This is a genomic window from Azospirillum brasilense (assembly GCF_003349955.1).
Classification (GTDB): domain Bacteria; phylum Pseudomonadota; class Alphaproteobacteria; order Azospirillales; family Azospirillaceae; genus Azospirillum; species Azospirillum brasilense_B.
Genome location: NZ_QLKQ01000019.1, coordinates 40,057 through 59,801, shown reverse-complemented (window position 1 = coordinate 59,801; position 19,745 = coordinate 40,057). Strand labels below are relative to the sequence as shown.

General features: G+C 69.0%; 17 protein-coding genes. 6 read left to right on the top strand and 11 right to left on the bottom strand.

Translation table 11 applies throughout. The features are described 5' to 3' along the window. Positions 1-5: 5 nt before the first annotated feature. The 5 genes from DXK32_RS11060 to DXK32_RS11035 form a co-directional block, all read right to left on the bottom strand. A complete protein-coding gene (locus tag DXK32_RS11060; RefSeq protein WP_114858550.1) occupies positions 6-1,805 on the bottom strand; it encodes an ABC transporter ATP-binding protein/permease in 1,800 nt (599 codons plus the stop codon). Between the two features lie 120 nt (positions 1,806-1,925). Further along, the gene (locus DXK32_RS11055; RefSeq protein WP_114858549.1) at positions 1,926-3,464 is read right to left on the bottom strand and encodes a DUF6212 domain-containing protein; all 1,539 of its coding nucleotides are present in this window, start codon (positions 3,462-3,464) and stop codon (positions 1,926-1,928) included. A gap of 16 nt (positions 3,465-3,480) precedes the next feature. Next, on the bottom strand, positions 3,481-5,538 hold the full coding sequence (locus tag DXK32_RS11050) for a glycosyltransferase family 2 protein (RefSeq protein ID WP_162801139.1): 2,058 nt from the start codon (positions 5,536-5,538) through the stop codon (positions 3,481-3,483). Between the two features lie 220 nt (positions 5,539-5,758). After that, positions 5,759-6,505, bottom strand: a complete 747-nt coding sequence (locus DXK32_RS11040; protein WP_114858546.1) for a hypothetical protein — start codon at positions 6,503-6,505, stop codon at positions 5,759-5,761. Between the two features lie 197 nt (positions 6,506-6,702). Then, complete coding sequence (locus DXK32_RS11035) at positions 6,703-8,037, bottom strand: GH1 family beta-glucosidase (protein ID WP_114858545.1); 1,335 nt, start codon at positions 8,035-8,037, stop codon at positions 6,703-6,705. A 198-nt stretch (positions 8,038-8,235) separates the two neighbouring features. Between DXK32_RS11035 and DXK32_RS11030 the strand changes: the two genes are divergently transcribed. Next, the gene (locus tag DXK32_RS11030) at positions 8,236-9,531 is read left to right on the top strand and encodes an alpha-glucosidase/alpha-galactosidase (RefSeq protein ID WP_114858544.1); all 1,296 of its coding nucleotides are present in this window, start codon (positions 8,236-8,238) and stop codon (positions 9,529-9,531) included. Positions 9,532-9,553: 22 nt separating this feature from the next. On the opposite strand, the gene DXK32_RS11025 is transcribed toward DXK32_RS11030, so the two are convergent. Beyond that, complete coding sequence (locus DXK32_RS11025) at positions 9,554-10,066, bottom strand: DUF2934 domain-containing protein (protein WP_114858543.1); 513 nt, start codon at positions 10,064-10,066, stop codon at positions 9,554-9,556. Between the two features lie 381 nt (positions 10,067-10,447). On the opposite strand from DXK32_RS11025, the gene DXK32_RS11015 reads away from it, so the two are divergent. The 5 genes from DXK32_RS11015 to DXK32_RS10990 all read left to right on the top strand — a co-directional run bounded on the left by DXK32_RS11015 (position 10,448) and on the right by DXK32_RS10990 (position 15,310). Further along, positions 10,448-10,795: a hypothetical protein gene (locus DXK32_RS11015; RefSeq protein ID WP_114858541.1), complete on the top strand. Its 348-nt coding sequence runs from the start codon at positions 10,448-10,450 to the stop codon at positions 10,793-10,795. 251 nt (positions 10,796-11,046) lie between these two features. Further along, positions 11,047-12,198 carry an acetylornithine deacetylase gene (gene argE, locus DXK32_RS11005; protein ID WP_205215691.1) on the top strand — a complete coding sequence of 384 codons (1,152 nt, stop codon included), beginning with the start codon at positions 11,047-11,049 and terminating at the stop codon, positions 12,196-12,198. A 241-nt stretch (positions 12,199-12,439) separates the two neighbouring features. Further along, positions 12,440-13,081 (top strand): chemotaxis protein CheC, encoded by a 642-nt coding sequence (locus tag DXK32_RS11000; protein WP_014242550.1) that lies wholly within the window; start codon positions 12,440-12,442, stop codon positions 13,079-13,081. Between the two features lie 4 nt (positions 13,082-13,085). Continuing rightward, positions 13,086-14,915 (top strand): sensor histidine kinase, encoded by a 1,830-nt coding sequence (locus DXK32_RS10995; RefSeq protein WP_247877090.1) that lies wholly within the window; start codon positions 13,086-13,088, stop codon positions 14,913-14,915. Beyond that, the gene (locus DXK32_RS10990; RefSeq protein ID WP_114858537.1) at positions 14,912-15,310 is read left to right on the top strand and encodes a response regulator; all 399 of its coding nucleotides are present in this window, start codon (positions 14,912-14,914) and stop codon (positions 15,308-15,310) included. Before DXK32_RS10995 ends, DXK32_RS10990 begins: the two co-directional genes overlap by 4 nt. Positions 15,311-15,338: 28 nt before the next feature. On the opposite strand, the gene DXK32_RS10985 is transcribed toward DXK32_RS10990, so the two are convergent. From DXK32_RS10985 to DXK32_RS10965, 5 genes are read right to left on the bottom strand one after another with little or no spacing between them, the layout of a single operon-like run. Continuing rightward, positions 15,339-15,593, bottom strand: coding sequence for a hypothetical protein (locus tag DXK32_RS10985; RefSeq protein WP_114858575.1), 255 nt, complete (start codon positions 15,591-15,593; stop codon positions 15,339-15,341). Further along, the gene (locus DXK32_RS10980) at positions 15,593-17,788 is read right to left on the bottom strand and encodes a chemotaxis protein CheW (protein ID WP_114858536.1); all 2,196 of its coding nucleotides are present in this window, start codon (positions 17,786-17,788) and stop codon (positions 15,593-15,595) included. Before DXK32_RS10980 ends, DXK32_RS10985 begins: the two co-directional genes overlap by 1 nt. Next, on the bottom strand, positions 17,785-18,198 hold the full coding sequence (locus tag DXK32_RS10975; RefSeq protein ID WP_114858535.1) for a response regulator: 414 nt from the start codon (positions 18,196-18,198) through the stop codon (positions 17,785-17,787). The genes DXK32_RS10980 and DXK32_RS10975 overlap by 4 nt, the downstream gene beginning before the upstream one ends. 12 nt (positions 18,199-18,210) lie before the next feature. Next, a complete protein-coding gene (locus DXK32_RS10970) occupies positions 18,211-19,101 on the bottom strand; it encodes a CheR family methyltransferase (RefSeq protein WP_114858534.1) in 891 nt (296 codons plus the stop codon). Further along, a complete protein-coding gene (locus tag DXK32_RS10965; protein WP_114858533.1) occupies positions 19,102-19,719 on the bottom strand; it encodes a HEAT repeat domain-containing protein in 618 nt (205 codons plus the stop codon). Positions 19,720-19,745 lie beyond the last annotated feature (26 nt).

Sequence of the window (19,745 nt, the reverse complement as noted above, 5' to 3'; positions counted from 1 at the left end):
GGCCCCTACTCCGCGACCGCGGCGATCCTCCGGTCGCCGCAAGTCTCCTCGCGCAGGCGGACGGTCTCATCCCGACGTTCAAGCACCAGCTTGCGGCGGTGATGCGCCTCCAGGCCGGGGTGGCTGCCGATGGTGATCAGGGTGGCGTCGGGGAACTCGCTGTCGATCAGGCGCAGCATCGCCTCCTCGGTCCGCGGGTCCAGGCTGTCGGTGGCGTCCTCCAGGAAGATCCAGTCCGGACGTCGGATCAGCAGGCGGGCGAAGCCCAGCAGTTGCTGCTCCGACACCGCCAGAACCTCGTCCCAGCTGTCGGGCTCGTCCAGCCGCGTCCGCAGATGGCCAAGGCCGACCCTCTGCAGCGCCTCCGCCGCCGTGGCATCGCCCACCGTCTCCGCCCCCAGGGGGTAGCTGAGAGCGGCGCGCAGCGTGTCGTGCGGCAGATAGGGGCGCTCGGCCATGAAGAACACGCGGGTGAGCGAGGGCAGGACGATGCGCCCCCCGCCCCAGGGCCAGACCCGGGCCACCGCCCGGAACAGCCGCACCGCCGCCGCCGGGTCGCCGACGATCAGCAGGCGCTCGCCGGGGCGGATCTCCAGGTCGAACGGCTCCACCACCCGGCGCCCGTCCGGTTCGGCGATGGACAGCCCGTGGAAGCTCAGGCAATGCCCGCCGTCGCTGCGCTCCACCGCGATGCGCTCGGTCCCTTCCCCGTCGATCTCGCGGTCCAGGCGCTGGAGCGCCTCGTGCAGGCCCAGCACGCGCTCCACCGACGCCTTCCACTCCGCCGCGCGGGCGAGGTTGTCGATCGGCCAGGACAGGGCGCCCACCGTCTGCTGGAAGGCTTGCGCCGTCTGCATCAGCACGCCGAGCGAGATGGCACCGGCGATGTAGCTGGGCGAGGCGACGAGGATCGGAAAGACGGCGGACAGCACCGAATAGGCGGCGCTGAAGACCATCATGTTGGACAGCGCGTGCGTCTGGCCGTTCCAGCCCCGCTGAACCCCGCCGAACAACACGGCCAAGCGGTCGCGTTCACCCGACTCCCCGTGCAGGAGCGCCACGTCCTGCGCATTCTCGCGCACGCGGGCGAGGCCGAAGCGGAAGGACGCCTCGTGCCCCTGCCGCCGGTTCACCGCCCTCACCAGCGGCTTTCCCATCAGCAGGGCGATGCTCGTGCCGACGGCCGCGTAGACCAGCGCGATGTAGAGCAGATAACCCGGCACATGGATGGTGCTTCCGGCCAGCGTCACCTCCGGCGAACCGGACAGCCGCCACAGGATGTTGGTGAAGCTGATCAGCAGAAGCGCGCAGTAGGACAGCGACAGGACGAGGTCGATCGCCGCCTCGGTCGCGATGCGGATGTCCTCGGCGATGCGGCCGTCCGGGTTGTCGTGGTCGCCCGACAGATAGGTCACCTGATGCTGGCGGCCACGCGTCAGCCAGTCGCCCAGCAGCTTCTGCGTCAGCCACGTGCGCCAGCCCAGTTGCAGGCGGCGCTTCACCCGCAGATGCAGGATCGTGTTGACGATGTTGAACAGGATGATCCCGCCCGCCGCCGCGATCATCAGAACGAAGCGGTCCATGGAGCGCTGCTCCAGCGCGTCGAAGAGGTGCTGGCTCCACAGGTTCAGCAGGATGGGAACCACCACCTGCCCGACCGTCAGAAGCCCCAGCGCCCCGGCGAGAAGCCACACCGTCCAGTTCCGCCCGCCCGAGCGGGGGCCCTCCGACCAGAAGCCGCCGGCAAGGTGAAGGAAACGGCGGGTGAAGCCGGACCGGTCCGGCGTCCTGGACGCGATCGACATGGCCCTTCCACCCCCTGGGCTTGAAGCAAGACCTCCTTTACCCTAACGAACAGTTTATTACCAACAGCTTGCCCCGCAGCGCACCAAAGGATTGGTGCGCCGCCACAAAGTCATAGCCCGTCACGGCGTGGCGGCGACCCCGTCCATCACCGGCAAGGCGGGCGGGTTGGCCCAGGCGGTGCGCGAATCGATCTCCACTTCGAAATCGGAAAAGATGGTGCGTCCGTACAGGCCGTGCCCGCGATCCGGAATGTCGGTGAAGAGGTGAAGCGCCATCGGCCCCGACCAAGGCGCCGCCAGCACCGCCGACAGGTCAAGCGGACGGCGCGGTTCCTCCAGCACCATCCAGCCGCTGGAGGCGAGGATACCCTCCTCCCGCTCCGCCTCGTCCACCGTCAGCGACGGCGGTGCCACCACCAGCTTGCAGGCGATGGCGGTGCGGCAGCGCGGATCGTCGATCACCGCCCGCGCCCGCACCGCCACGGCGCCCGGAACCTCCTCCAGCGGGATGTGGGCCGCGGTGACGACGCCGTGCAGCGGGTGGAGCAGGACGCGCCCGCCGCGCAGCAGGCCGAACCAGGGAAAGGTCGCCTCGAACTCGCGGCCCTTGCGCAGTTGCGCCAGCACCGGCTGGGTCAGCGGCCAGACCATACGCTCCGGCACGGGATGCGGCGCCAGATGCGCCGCCGCGCCATACTCCAGCCCCGGCAGCCCGCCCCACAGCCGCAGCGCCAGCATGGCCGGCTGTCCGACGGCGCGGGCCGGCGGCGCGACGGCGTATTCGTCGAGCAGACCGGCCTGGGCCAGCGACAGGCGCGGCGCCTCCGTCACCACCCCGATGGCGCCGATCCGCAGGTCAAGAAGCCGATCCATCCGGGTGGAGGCGGCGGGCAGGCGCAGCGGCAGCCAGCCGGACCGCATCTCGCCGAAGGACAGCCTCCAATCCGCGATGGTCTCCCCGGTCTCCACCCCGGTCAGGGCAACGGCGAGCACCCCGCTTCCCTTCGGCGCCCGGTCGAGATGCAGGTCGAGTCCCGCCAGCCCCCGTGCGCCCGCCGGCAGGCGCTGCACGATCTCGGCCGCCCCCGCGGTGGTCCGGCCATGGCGCAGCGGCACCGGCAGCGCCCCCACCGGGCGCGGCGTGGCGAAGACCAGCCGCGGCGGGCTGAGGCGCAGGGCGTCCAGAAGCTCCACCGCCTCCGGCGGCAGGCGGGCGGAGCGGCCCCACTCCTCCCGCAGGGTGGACAGGGTCCGCTGAAGCCCGGCGTTGCGGCGGTGCAGACCGTCGATTTCCCCGAAAGCCTGCGCCAGCAGGCCATGCATCAGCGCGGACGCATCGCCTGTCACCTGTGGTGGCGCGCCGTCCGGCCCGCCGGCTTCCGCCCACCAGCCGAGCAGCCGCTCGGCGTCCCGCCGCGCCGCCTCGCCGTCCGACCACAATGCCCGGACGGCGGTGGGCGGAATCGCCAGGGTCCGCAACGCCCCGCCCTGCTCCGGCTCGGCGTCCCCGGACAGCAGCAGATAGCCGCCGTCGTGACGCACCAGCCGCAGCAGGCGAAGGGGAAATGTGCCCGCTTCCAGGCCGGCGCCGGCGGCGATGATCTTCGGCGTGCCGTCGTAGAGGGAGGCGAACTGGGCCGCAGGGACGGAGAGCTTCATGAGGATGACACCCTTCTCAGGCGGCCACGGAGGTTTCGGGAAGACACGAGGACAGAGGCGCGCAGACGATCCAATCGGGATCGGTGTCCGGCTCCGCCGCATCCTCCCAGCGCCGCAGCTTGTCCGGTGGAAAGCCCAGCGCTTGGCAGAGGCGGAAGGTCCGGGCGTCGAGGGGCACGACGGTCTGGTAGGCGTGCTCGAAGGCGGCGCAGCCGTTGACCGCATCGGCCAGGGACGGCGCGTCCGGGATGCTGGACGCCCCCAGCAACGCCCAGCCCGTCACACCCAGCGCGCGCAGCCGGCCCATCAGCGGGTGCGCCGCGCCGTGCCGCACGGTCACGACCAGATCGAAGACGGCCAGCGTGCCGACCGCCATGTCCTCCTCGGCCGCATCCCAGGGACGCAGCGGCGTGCCCAGATAGGCGTCGCGATGGGTCAGCGGGCGTTCCGGCAGCACCAGCGGCGACGGATGAGGGATCACCGACGCGAACGCCTCGACCAATTCCGCGGCCAGGGTCAGGCGCCCGCCCCCCAGCGCCACCAGATGCGCGTCATAGCCCCTCCCGGCCAGCCAGCGGGCCATGCGGGCGGCGGTCTCCAGCGCCCCCGCATCCGCGGAATCGGCCACCAGCGCGGCCAAACGCCGGCCCCCCACAGGAGGAAGCAGCGGCAGCACCGAGGGTAGCCGATGCACCGTCTGGTAGACATCCTCCGGCGTGGCGACCCCGGCGCGGTAGCGGTCGATGGGCGCCGCCGCCCAGCCGCCGTTGGACGGCCGCGACCACGCCAAAGCCATCGTCTCGCGCAGCGTGGACAGGGCGGCATCGGCACCGGCCGGCGATTGCACCGCGCCGGGCAGCGCCAGGGTGAGGCTCAGCCGGGCCTCGGCGCAGGGTTTCCAAGGCTCCCGCTCCAGCAAAGGGGTGCCCGCCGGCTGGCGCCGAACGAGGTCGAGCAGGGCGGCGGTGGGCAGCATCGCCACCGCCGCCCCGCCGTCCGGCAAGGGGAACGGCGCGTCCGCCTGCAACCCCACGGGCGCGCCGCACCAGGACAGCGCGCAACCACTTTCCGCCGCCCGCGCAGTCACGTCGGCGCGCACCAGGGTCGCCTGGGCCGCCGCACGTTCCAGAATCCACAGGGCGCCGCGCAGCAGGCGATGGCGCTTCAGCAATTCGTAAAGGCCCGAGTCCATCACCGCCAGCAGGCCGGGGCACTCTCCATAGCCGGGCCGCTCCGGCGCGCGCAGGGCGCGGCGCACGAAGTCGGCGAGCGGCACGTCCTCTTCGCCCAGCGCGGGGTCGGTGACACAGCGGACAATGGCGCGGTCGGGCAGATAAACGGCGTAGCGCCGGCCGACCGCCGCCTCCGCCCGCAGCACGGCCCGGACCGCGAACAGCGCGGGGTGGCGCTTCTGGATGTGGGTCAGGATGGGGCGATAATCGCGCTCCGACTCGGTCAGCATGCTCTCGCCGCGGCGGCGGTAACCGAAGCCGGTGCCCGGCACATGGACGCCATGGAAGCCGCGCTCCAGCCCTTGCAGCCAGAATTCCCAATCCTCGCTGCCCTGGCGCATCGCCTCGTCGAAGCGGGCGCCGCTGTCGAGCAGGCGGCGCGACGCCATGCTGCCGGCCTCGCTGACGTTGCGGAACAGATGTTCCAGCGGCGAGTAGGCGCCGGACATGTCGCAGAACTCGAAGAAGCCGAACTTATCGACGTCCGGATAGGCCCAGCCGACCTCCGGGCCAGCCGCCCGCAGCGCGTCCAACATCCTTTGCAGCAGATGGGGCCGGATGCGGTTGTCGGAATCGAGGAAGTAGACCGCCTCCAGCATCGGAAAGGCGTCGAGCGCGAAGGCGATCCCGCTGTTGCGCGCCGCGCTCAGTCCGGCGTTGCGCTTGTGCAGGTGAAAGAGCCGCCCCGGATGGGCCGCCGCGAACTCCCGGCAGACCCGTTCCGTTTCCGGAAAGGGACAGCCGTCGTTGACCACCACCACGGCGTAGGCGAAGTCCGTGTCCTGGGCGAGCGCGGTGGACAGCGCCTCGACCAGCAGGCCCGAATGCTTGTAGGTCGGCACGACGATGGCCGCGCGGACATCTTCGGCGTCACCGGACCCTGAAGCGGTGTGAGTTCCAACGGAATGCATGGGCGAACACAGTGATGACACGACACCGTCGATAGCACCGCTTCCGCTTGACTCCGATGTGACAATTCCGGGACAGGACTGTTCGGTCCGGCAGCCACCCTGCGCTTGAACTCCGATGATATGGAAAAACCAACGCTGAATACATCGCAGGCTACTTGTTCGCGTTCCCTAAAGTCATCTGGGACGTCCCTTCCTCGGACAGGTATTTCTGCGCAAAATCCTTGGATTGGCTCGAAAGCACCTTGTCAAAGGTTCCGGAGTGGAAACCCAGATCCTTTAATTTCTGCCCGGCCGCCTGTTCTTTCGACGTTGCGAAGAAACGCTCATCGCCCCCTTTCAGGGTGTAGGCTTTCATGGGCATGCCGATGCCAGCCAACTGGTCCCAGGAATCCTGCATATCCTTCAGGTCTGCGCTCAGCTTACTCAGCGCGGCCAAGCGGTCTTGGGGACTCATTCCAGGCCGATCCATGGCGGCGCGCCGGCTTTCCAAAGTTGATTCCATGCGATCCGAGATGGCCTTCATGCTCTGCTGGCGGGCGTCGCCTTCAGGGGTGCGTCCGGCCTCGGCGTCCTCCCTCGCGGACTGCCAGAACGCCTTTTTGCGCTCCGATTTCAATGCGGACGACAGCGCGTCGTTGAGTTCGTCCGCCGACAGCGCCCCGCTGGAGACGAGCTTGCCCAACGACGTCCGATCATCCGCCGACAAATTCTTGAACAGATCGAGCGCGTCGCCCTTGAGCGCCGACGCCAGATCGCTGAGATCGACCTTGTCGGTCTTGGAGGAAGTGGCCGGTCCGGTCCCGTCCGTGGCGCCGGCCTTCGCACCGGCGGGTTTCGCCGGTACGGAGGCCGCGGCGGTGGCCTGGAACAAGGATGCGGAAACGTCGGAAATTCCCATGGCTTCCTCCAGTGATCCTGAACGCATGGCGTGTCACACCGGACCATCTGCAGACAATATTGTGAAGAATAAATTAATAGAAAATTCTTCCATTTCTAATGATTAGCCCTCGAACGATCAATGATCGAAAATCTTTTTTCCTCACAAGAAGAGCAGGCTGACGGAGCATCGCTCCGCACAGCCTGCCCTCCTGTTTCTCACGCGAGATCAAGCCGCCCGCTCTTTGCCACCTCGCTCAGGAAGCGGTAGCTGTCCTTGGGCGTGCGGACCAAGGTGTCGTAATCGACGCGGACGATGCCGAACCTCTTCGACAGGCCGAAGGCCCATTCGAAATTGTCCAGCAGGCTCCAGCACAGATAACCCTTCACGTTGCAACCATCGGCCAGGGCGCGGCCGACCGACGCCACATGGTCGCGCAGGAAGGCCACGCGCTCCGCATCATGCACCCGCCCGTCCGGCGTCACCACGTCGTCGTAGGCCGCGCCATTCTCGGCGACGAAGACGGCGGGATTGCCGTAGTCGCGCTTGAACTCCATCAGCAGGTCGTACAGCCCGTCGGGCTGGACCGGCCAAGCCATGGCGGTCCAGCGGTCGCAATGGGCGTCACCCCACCACACGTCGAACGGATGCCCCGTCTCGTGCTTCATGGTCATGCGCGAGTAGTAGTTGATGCCCAGCAGGTCGATGGGGAAGCGGATCGCTTCCTCGTCGCCCGGCAGCACGAAGTCCTTCATCCGCTCGGCCATCAGCTCCGGGATCGTGCCGCGCATCACGCCGTCCAGGGCCACCCGGTTCCACACCGCGTCCCAGCGGGCCGCCGCCGCGACGTCCTCCGGCCGGTCGCTCTCGGCCCGGCAGGGCTGGAGGTTGATGACGGTGCCGAGCGTCAGGCCGGAATGCTCCGCCGCCAGGGCGCGGAGCGCCGCTCCTTGCGCCAGATTCTGATGGTGCAGGGCGCGCAGGATGCCGGTTTCGCCCAGCTTGTGGCCGGGCGCGTGCTCCCCGGTGCCGTAACCGTGGGTGGCGACCACGTTCGGCTCGTTCAGCATCATCCAGTCCTTCACCCGGTCGGCCAGCCGGGCGGCGACGATGCGGGCGTAGTCGGCGAAGGGGCCGACGATCTCCCGGCCCTGCCAGCCTCCGCGGTCTTCCAAGGGCTGCGGCAGGTCCCAATGGTACAGGCAGGCCATCGGCCGGATGCCGGCGGCCAACAACCCGTCCACCAGCCGGTCGTAGAAGTCGAGCCCCGCCGCGTTCACCGCCCCCGTCCCGTTCGGCAGGATGCGCGGCCAGGCGATGGAGAAGCGGTAGGCGTTGAATCCCGCGTCCCTCAGCAGCGCGATGTCCTCCGCCCAGCGGTGGTAATGGTCGCAAGCGACGGCGGCGCTGCTGCCATCCTGGATGCGCCCGGCCTCGGTGAAGGTGTCCCACACGCAGGGACCGCGCCCGCCCTCGTGAATTGCCCCCTCGATCTGATAGGCCGCGGTGGACGCTCCCCACAGGAAGTCCTTGGGAAAAGTGAAGAGTGCCATGACGGGGACTCCCTTGAAGTGATTATGCTGCGGGCGCACTGTTGCGAGCGCGAAGGGCATGTTGCGCAAGCGAAGAAACCGCCACACTTATTCCGACCATCAGGTATAGTCTCTTCGTCTTAACAAGTGTATGCTTGACCAAAGGCGGCTGCCCTGACAAATCAGCACAGCAGCATTCCCGCCGGCGGGAGGCGTCCCATGGCCGTTACCACTCCCAAAACCACCAAGATCGTCTTTCTAGGCGCCGGCAGCGCGGCCTTCGGGCTGAGCATGTACCGCGACCTCTTCACCACGACGGAGCTTGCGGGCAGCACCCTGACTCTGGTCGACACGAATCCGGCGGCGCTCGACCGCATGACAGCGCTCGCCCGCCTGCTGAACGCCAAGGGCAACGCCGGCCTGCTCATCGAACAGACCACCGACCGCCGCGCCGCCCTGCGAGGCGCCGAATTCGTCGTCAACTCGGTCGCCATCGACCGCAACCGCCTGTGGAAACTCGATTTCGAGGTGCCGAAGAAGCACGGCATCCGCCACACGCTCGGCGAGAACGGCGGGCCCGGCGGGCTGTTCTTCACGCTGCGCACCCTGCCCCTGATCTTCGACTTCGCCCGCGACATCGAGGAGCTGTGCCCGGACGCCCAATTCATCAACCTGTCGAATCCGGAGAGCCGCGTCGTCCTCGGCCTCGGCAAATACACCAAGGTCAAGACGCTGGGGCTGTGCCACGGCATCTTCCTGGCGCGCTGGTTCATCTGCCAGATTCTCGGCATGGCCGAAAAGGACGTGGAGGTCTGGGGCGCCGGGCTGAACCACTTCCAGTGGCTGATGCACATCCGCGACAAGGCGAGTGGGCGCGACCTCTACCCGCTGCTGCGCGAGCGCGAGAAGACCCACGACCCGGCCTTCACGCCGTTGACCCGCCGCCTGTTCTCCAGCTTCGGCCTGTGGCCGACCTGCAGCGACGATCATATGGGCGAATACCTCCCCTACGGCTGGGAAGGCGGGGAGCATGGATTCGACTTCGCGGAGGACGAGCGCGGGCGCGGCATCCTCAACGCGCTGATGGACGGAACGATCGCCGGAACCACGCCGGTGCCCGACGACTGGACGCAGCCATCCTGGGGCGAGCGGGCGGTGCAGGTCATCGCCGGGGTGCTGCACAACCAGAAGCGCTTCATTGAATCGGGGATCGTCTACAACCAGGGCGCCGTCCCCAACCTGCCGCCCGATCTGGCGGTGGAGGTGCCGCTGCTGGCCGACGCGGCGGGCGTTCACCCGGTCTCGCTCGGCCCCCTGCCCGACCCGATCGCCAAACTGCTGCACGTCCAGGCGAGCGTGCAGCAACTGTCCGTCGAGGCGGCGGTCCACGCCTCGAAGGACTTGGCGCTCCAGGCTCTGCTGATTGACCCGGTGGTGAATTCCACCGACGCCGCCGTGAAGATCCTGGACGAGCTGTGGGAGGCGAACCGGCCCTACATCCGCTCTTGTGTGTAGAAACGCGCAGGGCCGGTGCGGGTCAATGGGCCGGTTCGGTGTCCGATGCGGCCGGCTTGCGACGGCCTCGCGGAGCAACCGGCTTCACCGCCTCCGCCTTCACGGCGTCCGCTTTCACGGTTTTCGCGCGGGGCGGCTTCGCCGCCTTCGGGGCCGCCGGAACCGGAACCGCGACCGGGGTTTCGGCTGAGGATTCGTTTGCGGGGCTTGGTTCGGCCTTGGCCTTGCGGGCACGCGGCTTCTTGGGCGCGACCGCCTCCTCGACCACATCGACCACGGCGTTCAGGCCGACGCCGAGCAGTTCGGTCGCCGCCGTCTTGGTCCGGCGGACCGCCTTCTTAACCGCACCCGCGGCGGCGTCCTTGACGGCCGCGACCATGGCGACCGGCTCCGCCGTGGTCACCGCCCGGTCCTCGGCTTCGATCTCGGCGCAGGCCTGCGCCCAATGCTGTTCCCCCCGTCCCTCCGGTCGCCCGTCGCGCTCCCAGATCTCATAGGCGCGGTGGCGGATGCGGTCCTCACGATCGCCTTGCATTCTTCCGTCTCCAAGTGGGCTTTGGTCCAAGTGGGCTTGGCCGCAGAAACATCGACGCTCGAGGAAAACGGCGTCCTGCGCCCGTGGGTTCCCGTTTTAGTGCCCGGTTTATGTGACGATAAACGTACACAAAGAAAGCGTGCCTTAGTTCATAGGAAATTCATAGGCCCATTGCTTGTCCATCCTCGACAGGAAGCGGACGGTGATAGACCATGCGTTGGTTGCGCCCCACCCGCGCCGGCGCGGGTCCGGCTTGCGGTCCGCATAGAACCCTTCGCCGGGTTGAAGCGGACAGGCCGGCCCAATTAACTTTGGGTGAAACGTCTTGGCAGGGGGCCGTTTGCGGCCCAGAGCCGTCACGGAAGGCAAAGAGTTCAGCGCATGTCCCTTGATCCCTTGCTTCAAGCCAACCGTATCCTGACCGAAGCCATCAGCAACTACCTCCAATCCTCGAACGAGCTTGCCGCGGCGGCGGAGCGGGCGACGGCGGCCAGCGCCGGACGCGACGCGACCACCCGGCGGCTGGCCTTCCAGGACTTGTCGGAGCGCGGAAACCAGGCGCGCTTCGCCAAGAAGCACCTGACCGACACGGTGCGCCGCCTGCGGGGGACCCTGCCGCCGGCCCAGATCGAGGCGGTGGCGGCCAAGCTCGACGGGCGCGAGAGCGCCGAGAGCGCGCTGACGCTGGTGCGCACGATCCTGACCGAGAAGGTCTGGTCGGCGGCCTGACGGCGCCGCCCCTTTTTGACCTGCCCGTTTCGCCCTGCGGCGCTCCGGCCCCGAGCGATTTCGCATCACGACCGGTTGGACGGCCCCCGAATGCGGGAAGGCCGTTCAACCGGTGTTGGTCGTTGGCCGCTATGCCCACGTAATCCGGACGACTCATTTGACATCGTAGGATGCAGGGGCCAGTGTCTGACTGCTAAAGATTATCACAAGCGTGGAATCGGCGCCGCCGTTCCGCAGATTGGATCGCAAGGGTGCAAGACGTCTCCAAGGCGATGATCGCCCGCCTGGTCGGCTTCGACACGGTTTCGCGCCGTTCCAACATGGCGCTGATCGACTGGGTTCGGGGCTATCTCGCCGGATACGGCGTGGAGAGCCGGCTGGTGCCCAGCCCAGACGGCGCCAAGGCGAACCTGTTCGCGACCATCGGCCCGATGACCGAAGGCGGCGTGGTGCTGTCGGCCCACACCGACGTCGTCCCGGTGGACGGGCAGCCCTGGGACACCGATCCCTTCACCCTGGTCGAACGCGACGGGCGCCTCTACGGGCGCGGCACCGCCGACATGAAAAGCTTCCCCGCCGTGGCGCTGGCCCTGCTGCCGGAGATCCTGGAGGCCGGCCTGAAGCGGCCGCTGCATCTGGCGCTGTCGTACGACGAGGAGGTCGGCTGCATCGGCGCGCCGGCCATGATCGCCCGCATCGCCGATGAGTTGCCGCGCCCCAGCGCCGTGATCGTCGGCGAGCCGACCTCGATGGGGGTCGTGCTGGCCCACAAGGGCTGCTACGTGCTGCGCACCACGGTCACCGGGCACGAGGTCCACTCGTCCCAGATCGACCGCGGGGTCAGCGCCGTGATGATCGCGGCGCGTCTCGTCACTCTGGTGGGGGACATGGCGGCGGAGAACGCCGCCGCGGCGGACTCCGGCTGCGGCTTCGACCCGCCCTTCACCACGCTGCAGGTCGGGACCATCGAAGGCGGCACGGCGGCCAACATCACCGCCCGCCACTGCTCCTTCGTCTGGGACATCCGCCCGCTGCCCGGCGACGACTGGACGCGCTACCGCGACCGCTTCGAGGCGGAGTGCGGACGGCTGCGCACCGCCATGCGCCGGATCAGCCCGGATTGCGACATCCGCACCGAGCAGCTTGCCGGGGTCCCCGGGCTGGCGCCGGAGCCGGCCGGGCCGGCGGCCCAGCTCTGTCACGCCCTGACCGGGCGCAACGACACCGGCATGGTCTCCTTCGCCGCGGAGGCCGGGCAGTTCCAGGAGGCCGGCCTGTCCACCGTGCTCTGCGGACCGGGCTCCATCGATCAGGCGCATCAGCCCAACGAATACATCGACATCGCCCAGGTCACCGCCTGCGAGGGGTTCCTGCGGGATCTCGTCCGCCGGCTGGCCGCCTGACCCGCAACAGGGTGCGGCGGAGCGTCACGCCGAACCACAATACAGGCGGCCTTTTTATTCCGGCCGCAATCAATGGATGGAGCGAATTGTTGGATGGACGGCACCTTGTTGCTGAATTGCCTAGTGCACTCCCAATTTGGCCTATGCCGTTGACGGGGGAGACTTTCACGGCATTCCTGTCGCACTGTGCCCCGGGGGCGCCGATGCCGTGGCGCTTTCATGGAAACGGGAGCCCCGGTGCATGGTGGATCTGAGCGACCTTGAGCGCGACGCGCTGACCGAGCTGGTGAACATGGGCGTCGGCCGTGCCGCGACCAACCTCAGCCGCATGGTCGCCGATCAGGTCCTGCTGTCGGTTCCCTCAATCGAGATCGTCAGCCGCAACGACGCCGCCGGCCTTCTCGCCGCGCGCGAGAAAATGAGTCTCGTCGCGGTGGAGCAGCGTTTCGACGGTTCCTTTTCCGGTCGCGCCCTGTTGATCTTCCCGGAGACCAACAGTCTGGAACTGGCCCGCGCCGTCCTGGGCAGCGAGCTGAGCCTGGAGGAGATCGTCGATCTGGAGCAGGACGCGCTCGCCGAGATCGGCAACATCATCCTCAACGGCTGCCTGGTCGTGATGGCCAACACGTTGAAGGACAATCTGGACATCTCGCTGCCCAGCGTGTTGCGCGGTGACAGCGACCGCATCTTCCAAAGCAACGGGCCCAACCCCGACGAGCTGGTGATGTTCCTCTACATCGACTTCCTGATCCGCAGCCGGAGCATTCGCGGCTACATTGCGTTGCTCATGGGACTGTCGTCTCTGGAGTCGCTGAAGGGACTGATCCATGGATTCATCGACCGCATCGCCTCCGGAACGCCCGATGGAACCGACCGAGTTTAAGCGCATGCCATGGCTGGACGGCCTTCTCGACGCGATGGACGCCGGCATCGTCGTGCTGGACCGCCATGGCCGCGTGCAGTTCTGGAACCGCTGGATGGAACGGGCGTCCGGCACGCCCGAGCCCGGCATCCACGGGCGGGAGCTGGTGGAGGCCCTGCCGTCCCTGCGCGACACGCGGCTGCACAACGCGGTGCGCGACGTGCTGGAGACCGGGGCGCCCAGTGTCCTGTCCCACACGCTGAACCCGGTGCTGTTCCCGCTGCGCTGCCCCGACGGGCGGCGGATGGTCCACAACGTGCTGATCCGCCCCTTCACCGTCGCCAACGCCTCCTACTGCCTGATCCAGGTGACCGACGTCACCGCCGTGGTCAACCGGGAGCGGGTTCTGCGCGAACAGCGGGACGCGCGCTACCGCGCCATCGTCGACACCGCCCCCGACGCCATCGTCACCACCGACACGCGCGGCGTGGTGCAATGGGCCAACGGGGCGGCCGCGCTGCAATTCGGCTTTCCGCCCAACGAGCTGATCGGCCAGCATGTCAGCCTCTTCCTCGCTGAAGGTTCCCCCGACTGGTCCGGCCTGCTGGAGCGCGATCCGGCCGGGCGGCCCGCCCCGGTGGAGCTGATCGGCCGCAAGCGCGACGGCACCCGCATCGACCTGGAGGTGTCGCTGGCCCGCTGGGAGTCGGAGGGACGGAGCTTCGTCACCGGCGTCCTGCGCGACATCACCGAGCGCCGCCGCACCCGCGAGGAACTGAAGGCCAACGCGCTGGCCATGCGCCAGCTCGCCGAGCAGACCAAGGCCACGCTCGACGCGCTGCCGGCGCACATCGCCGTCCTCGACCATGGCGGGCACATCATCTCCGTCAACAAGGCCTGGGCGGAAAGTGGGCCGCAAGCCGGATTCCTCGGCGACGGTTCGGCCATCGGCGACGATTATCTGGAAGCCTGCGCCGCCATCCGCAGCGGAGCGGAGCACGCCGACGCGCTGATCGAAGGGCTGCGCGGCCTGCTGCGCGGCGGATCGCCGGTGTCCATCGAGTATCCCGGCCTGTCGGACAAGGGGCCGCGCTGGTACCGCTGTCTCGCCGCGCCGATGGCCGCCGGTCCCTTCGGCGGGGCGGTGCTGATGCACATCGACGTCACCGAGATCAAGTCGATGGAGGCGGCCCTGCGCAAGCTGGTGGGGCAGAAGTCCACGCTGCTGCGCGAAGTGAACCACCGGGTGAAGAACAGCCTCCAGCTCGTCTCCAGCCTGCTGACGCTGCAGACCATGAGCCTTCCGGGCGCCGCCGAGCGGGTCCATTTCCAGGACGCCCGCAGCCGCATCGACGCCATCGCCCGCGTGCACAGCCGGCTGTACCAGACCGAGCAGTTCCAGACCATCGAGTTCGGCAGCTATCTGAACGAGCTGTGCGCCGACCTGTCCCGCGCGTCGGGCGGCGACACCCTGGGCTCCATCGAGGTGCGGGCCGAGCGGGTCGACCTGCCCATCGATCAGGCCGCACCGCTGGGTCTGATCGCCAACGAGCTGATCACCAACGCCATCAAGCATCGCGGGTCCTCGCCCGCCAACGTCCTGGTGTCGCTCGACCGGACCGATGATCTGCTGGCGCTGACCGTGACCGACCAGGGGCCGGGGCTTCCCGCCGGATTCGACATGCGCCGGTCGCGCAGCCTGGGCATGCGCCTGATCACCAGCCTGACCGGACAGGTCGGGGCGACGGTCACCCTGATGCCGGTGGAGCGGGGCACCTCCTTCCGCATCGCGCTGACCATGCCGGAGACGCGCGGCCCCATCCTGGAAGACAGCGCGGCGGAGTGGAACGGATGAAGATCCTACTCGTCGAGGACGAGGTCCTCATCGCCATGGAGCAGAGCTTCTACCTGGAATCCGCCGGGCACGAGGTGCACGGCCCGGCCTCGACCAGCGAAAAAGCGCTGGTCCTGGCGCAGGAGGTCAAGCCGGATCTGGCGCTGGTCGACATCCATCTGGCCCAGGGTTCCAGCGGCATCGACGCCGCCCGCCGGATGACCGCGCTGGGCATCCCCTGCCTGTTCGTGACCTCCTACCGCGAGGAGGTGGAGCCGACGCGCGAGTATGGGCTGGGCTGCCTGCCCAAGCCCTTCTCGCAGACCTCGCTGATCTCCGCGGTCGAGGCGGTCAGCGCCATCCTGGCCGGGCGGACGCCCACCAAGGTTCCCGACACGATGGAGCTGTTTTCCTAGGAGGTTGTCCGCAGCAAGCGCAGGCGGGCTACGGCCCGGCCAGCGCCGGCCCGAGCAGCGCCGGCATGACCCAGCCCTTGAGGAAGGCGTCCTCCGGCGGCACCGCGACCGGCCGGCCCGCCGCCAGCAGCACCTGAAGCAGCGCGGTGTGCAGGGCGGTGCAGCCGCCGAGGTCCAGCCGGGGCTCCTCCACGGCGCACAGCCATTCGGCCAGAGGGATCGCCTCGTCCACCGTGCAGGCGCCCTCGAAACGGGCGGTGCGGTCCTCGAAACGGATGGGCATCACACCAACTCCCGCAGATTGAGGGCGAGCAGAAGGCTTCCGTCGCCGAGCACCGCCGTACCGGCGTAGCCACGCAGCCGGGCGAGCAGGCCGGTCATCGGCTTCAGAACCACCTCGGCGCGCTCCCGGAAGGCGTCCACGACCAGCGCCACCGGCTGCCCGCCGAGGTCCACCAGAAGCACCGACTCCCCGCTGCGCTCCCGCTCGTCCTCCGGCAGGTTGAGCAGGCGGCGCAGCCGCAGGAGCGGCACCACCGTGTCCTGCACGACGACACTCTCCGCGTGCTTCATCCGGCGGATCGCGCCGTGGGGAAAGCGCTGCATGCCGGTGACCAGCGTGACCGGAAAGCCGTAGAGCGCACCGGCCGTCTCCACCGTCACCAGCCGCGTGACCATCATGGTCAGCGGCAGGACGAGGCGGAAACGCGTCCCGACACCGGGGGCCGAGGCGATCTCCACCCGTCCACCCGCCTGCTCCACCGCACCGCGCACCGCGTCCATTCCCACCCCGCGGCCCGACAGGTCCGACACGCTGTCCGACGTGCTGAGCCCCGGCAGAAGGATCAGGCGCAGCGCCTCCGTATCGGACAGGGCGGCCGCCTGCTCCGCGCTCAGGGCGCCCTGGGCCACCGCCTTGCGGCGCACCGCCGCCGCGTCGATGCCCGCCCCGTCGTCGGACACCTCGACCACCACGCCGCCGCTGTCCTGGAAGGCATGGACGCGGAGAGTCGCCACATCCGGCTTGCCGGCGGCGCGGCGGCGCTCCGGCGTCTCGACGCCATGGTCCAGGGCGTTGCGGACGAGATGCAGCAGCGGTTCGCCCAGGATGTCGAGAATGTCCTTGTCGGCCTCCGTCTCGCCGCCGGAAAGGTGCAGTTCGACCGGCTTGCCGAGCCGCCGCGCGGTGTCGCGCACCAGCCGGGGCAGCGGGTCGAAGACGCGCGACAGCGGCAGCAGGCGCAGGCGCAGCACCGCGTCCTGCAGGTCGCCGACGATGGAATCGATGCGGCCATTGGCCTCCTTGATCCCCTGGGCCAGCGCGTCGGCGTTCCGTCCCTGCTGCGCCTCGCGGGCGAGGTAGGGCAGGCTTCCCTTGGCGACGACCAGTTCGCCGACCAGAGTCATCAGCCGGTCCATGCGCTCCGCATCCACCCGCAGCGTCCGCCGAGCCTGGAGCGGCGGAGCGGCGGGCGCCGCCGGAGCGGCTGCGGCCGGGCCGTCGGCCAGGGATTCGATGCAGCGGATGAGCGCGTCCGCCGGGCCGTCGGCCGCGCGGTCCAGAGGCGGCGCGTCGGCGTTCCGTCCCTCGGCGGCCAGGATGTTGCGCACCGCCCGCAGCACCGCGGGCCGGCGCGCCGCCGTCTCCGCGTCGCTGCCGGGCAGGCCCAGGATGCGCGCCTGCTCCCGCAGCATGGCCGTGGCGAGGCTGGGCGGCGCGGCCAGGGGCACCGGCGCGGACGGCGCGGGGATCGCGACCGTGGCGAGGGACACCTGATCGGGAACGCTGCGGAACAGACGGGTCAGCTCATCCTTCGGAGCGCCGCTCAGCGCGCGGAAGCGCAGGGCGCAACGGTAGGGGTCGAGATCCGTCAGCGTCGGCCACGCCCCGGCGGTCTCGACGCGCAGCAGCAGCAGGTCCGGGATGCGGCGGCACAGGTCGAGTGGATCGTCCCCGGCGAAGAAGCAGTCTTCCGCGGGGTCGTAGGCGATCGCGGTGACCGTGCGCCCGGCGGCCTTGGCCCGCTCGGCCTCCGGCAACTCGTCCACCCAGGTGAAGCCGGCGGGCGTGCCGCCGTCCATGCTCTCCGCCGATCCACCGAGGGCGGCGCGCAACCCCGCCTCCTGCGCCCGCGCGCGGGTGTCGGCGTCGTCGGGAAGGGACTGGCTGTGCTCCAGCCCGTCGATCCAGGCCGTGCCGATGTCCAGCAGGTCCAGCAACCGGTCGGCCAGATCGCCGTTCATGACGGCGCGCCCGTCGCGCACGGCCATCAGCGCGTCCTCGCCGGCATGAACCATGCGGGTGAAGGGGGCCATGTCGAACAGGGCGGTGGCGCCCTTCAGCGTGTGCAGCGCGCGGAACAGGTCATTGACCGCCGCCGTTTCGGTCGGGTCACGCTCCAGCCGCAGCAGGGCGGCGCCCGCCGCTTCCAGCAACTCCCGCGATTCGAGAACGAACTGCTCGAACAGCGCGCTCATGACCGTCCCTCACGTCCGGTCAGCAGGCGGGCGGCGGCGGTGAGGTCGGCGGGACGGACCGGCTTGACGAAATACCAGTTGGCCCCGGCGAGCAGCGCCTTCTCGCGGTCGCTGTCCTTGGATTCGGTGCTGATCATGATCGCCGGCACGTCACGCAAGCTTCGCTCCTGCCGCAGCCGGCGCAGCATGGTGTAACCGTCCATCTTCTGCATGTTGATGTCGACGATCAGCAGATCCGGCGTGGACGACAGCGCGTGCTCCAGCCCGTCGATCCCGTTCACCGCCTCGTCGACCTGAAAGCCGTCGGCCTCCAGAACCTGCCGGGTGTAGGCCCGGACCGTCACGGCGTCGTCCACCACGAGGACGTGGGGTTGGGGGACGCGGGGTTGCGGGTCTGGTCGATCGGTCACCGGGCGGCCTCCTTAACTCTGGGGCTTCTGATAGAGGATGGCGTCGGGGAACCGACGCGGCACGAAGAGGGAGGACATCCGGCTCATGCTTTCCGAATGGCCCAGGCAGATGAACCCGTTGGGCGACAGCGCGTCGTAGAACATCGACGCCGCCTCGCGCCGCCCCAGGTCGTCGAAGTAGATCAGAAGATTGCGGCAGAAGATGACGTCGATGCCACGGAAATTCGCCATCTGCTGCGGATCGGCGATGTTCACCAGCGAGAAATCGATGGAGTCCCGCAATTCCTCCATGATCTGCCAGCTCTGGTCGTCCAGCCGGGTGAAGTATTTGGCGACGAGATCCCGCGGCATCGCCTGGAGCGACCGCTGCTCGTAAATCCCCTCGCGCGCGCGGGCCAGCACATGGCTGTCGATGTCGGAGGCGTACAGCTCGATCTCGAAATCATCGACCCGGCTCCACCGCTCCAGCAGCGTGATGGCGATGGAATAGGGCTCCTCCCCGGTGGCGCAGCCGGCGGACCAGATGCGCACCCGGCTGCCCGGCTGCCGCCCGCTCACCACCTCGTCCAGCGCGGCGTTCACCAGGCAATCGAGCTGATACATCTCGCGGAAGAAGTAGGTCTCGTTCACCGTCATGCGGTTGACGAGAAGCTGCAACTCCTCCCCCGACGCCTGGAAGCGCAGCAGGTTCAGATACTGGCGGACGTGCTCGACGCCGACCGCCGCCATCCGCTCCGTCACGCGGCGGTCGACGAAATAACGTTTGGCCTCGGTGAAGGACAGTCCGGTGCGTTCCCGCAGGAACCGGCAGAAGGCGTCGTAATCGGCGGCGCTCAGGCCGGTGGCGTCCCCCTTGCCCGAAGGACCCTTGTTTGAAGGCCCCTTATCCGAAGGCAGGCTCATTCAGGCTCCGGAAAACAGGCGGCGCGCCGCATCGACGGAAAAGGCGACGAAGGGATCGTCCGGGAAACGCCCGCCAAGCCGCTCCACGACCGGCAGAGCCGCAGGGTCGCCGCCATCCATCAGCGCCTCCACCGCGGAGAGGCAGACATTCACATGCGGGTCGCGGTCGATCACCCCGGCCAGCAGGGCCAGCCGGTCCGGATGGGGGAGCTTCCCGACGAGCTGCGCCGCGAAGATGCGCAGGTCCGAATCCGCGGCCGTCAGCAGCGGCGCGACCTCCGGCATCACCACGGCGGCGGGCATCTGCTGCAGGCTTTCGATCACGCCGTTGCGCAGCCCGACATCCTCGCTCCCCAGATGGGGCACCAGCGCCGCCGCGGCCGCCGCGGTGCCGGTGCGGACCAGGGCGGTGAGAAGGCTTTCACGGACGCTCGGGTCTTCCTCCCGCGCCAGCCTCGCCGACAGGGCGGGAACGGCGTCGGGACGCTCGCCGAGCGCGTGGGCGGCCCGGCGGCGGCACGCCGGGTTGGCATCCTCCAGCAAGGCCAGCGGATCGCCACCCTCCGCAACGGGTCCGGGCTTCGCTCTGTCGATCTTGCGTGCCTTCACCAGGGCCATGCCGCCGCCTCCCCCGCGCCTGTCAC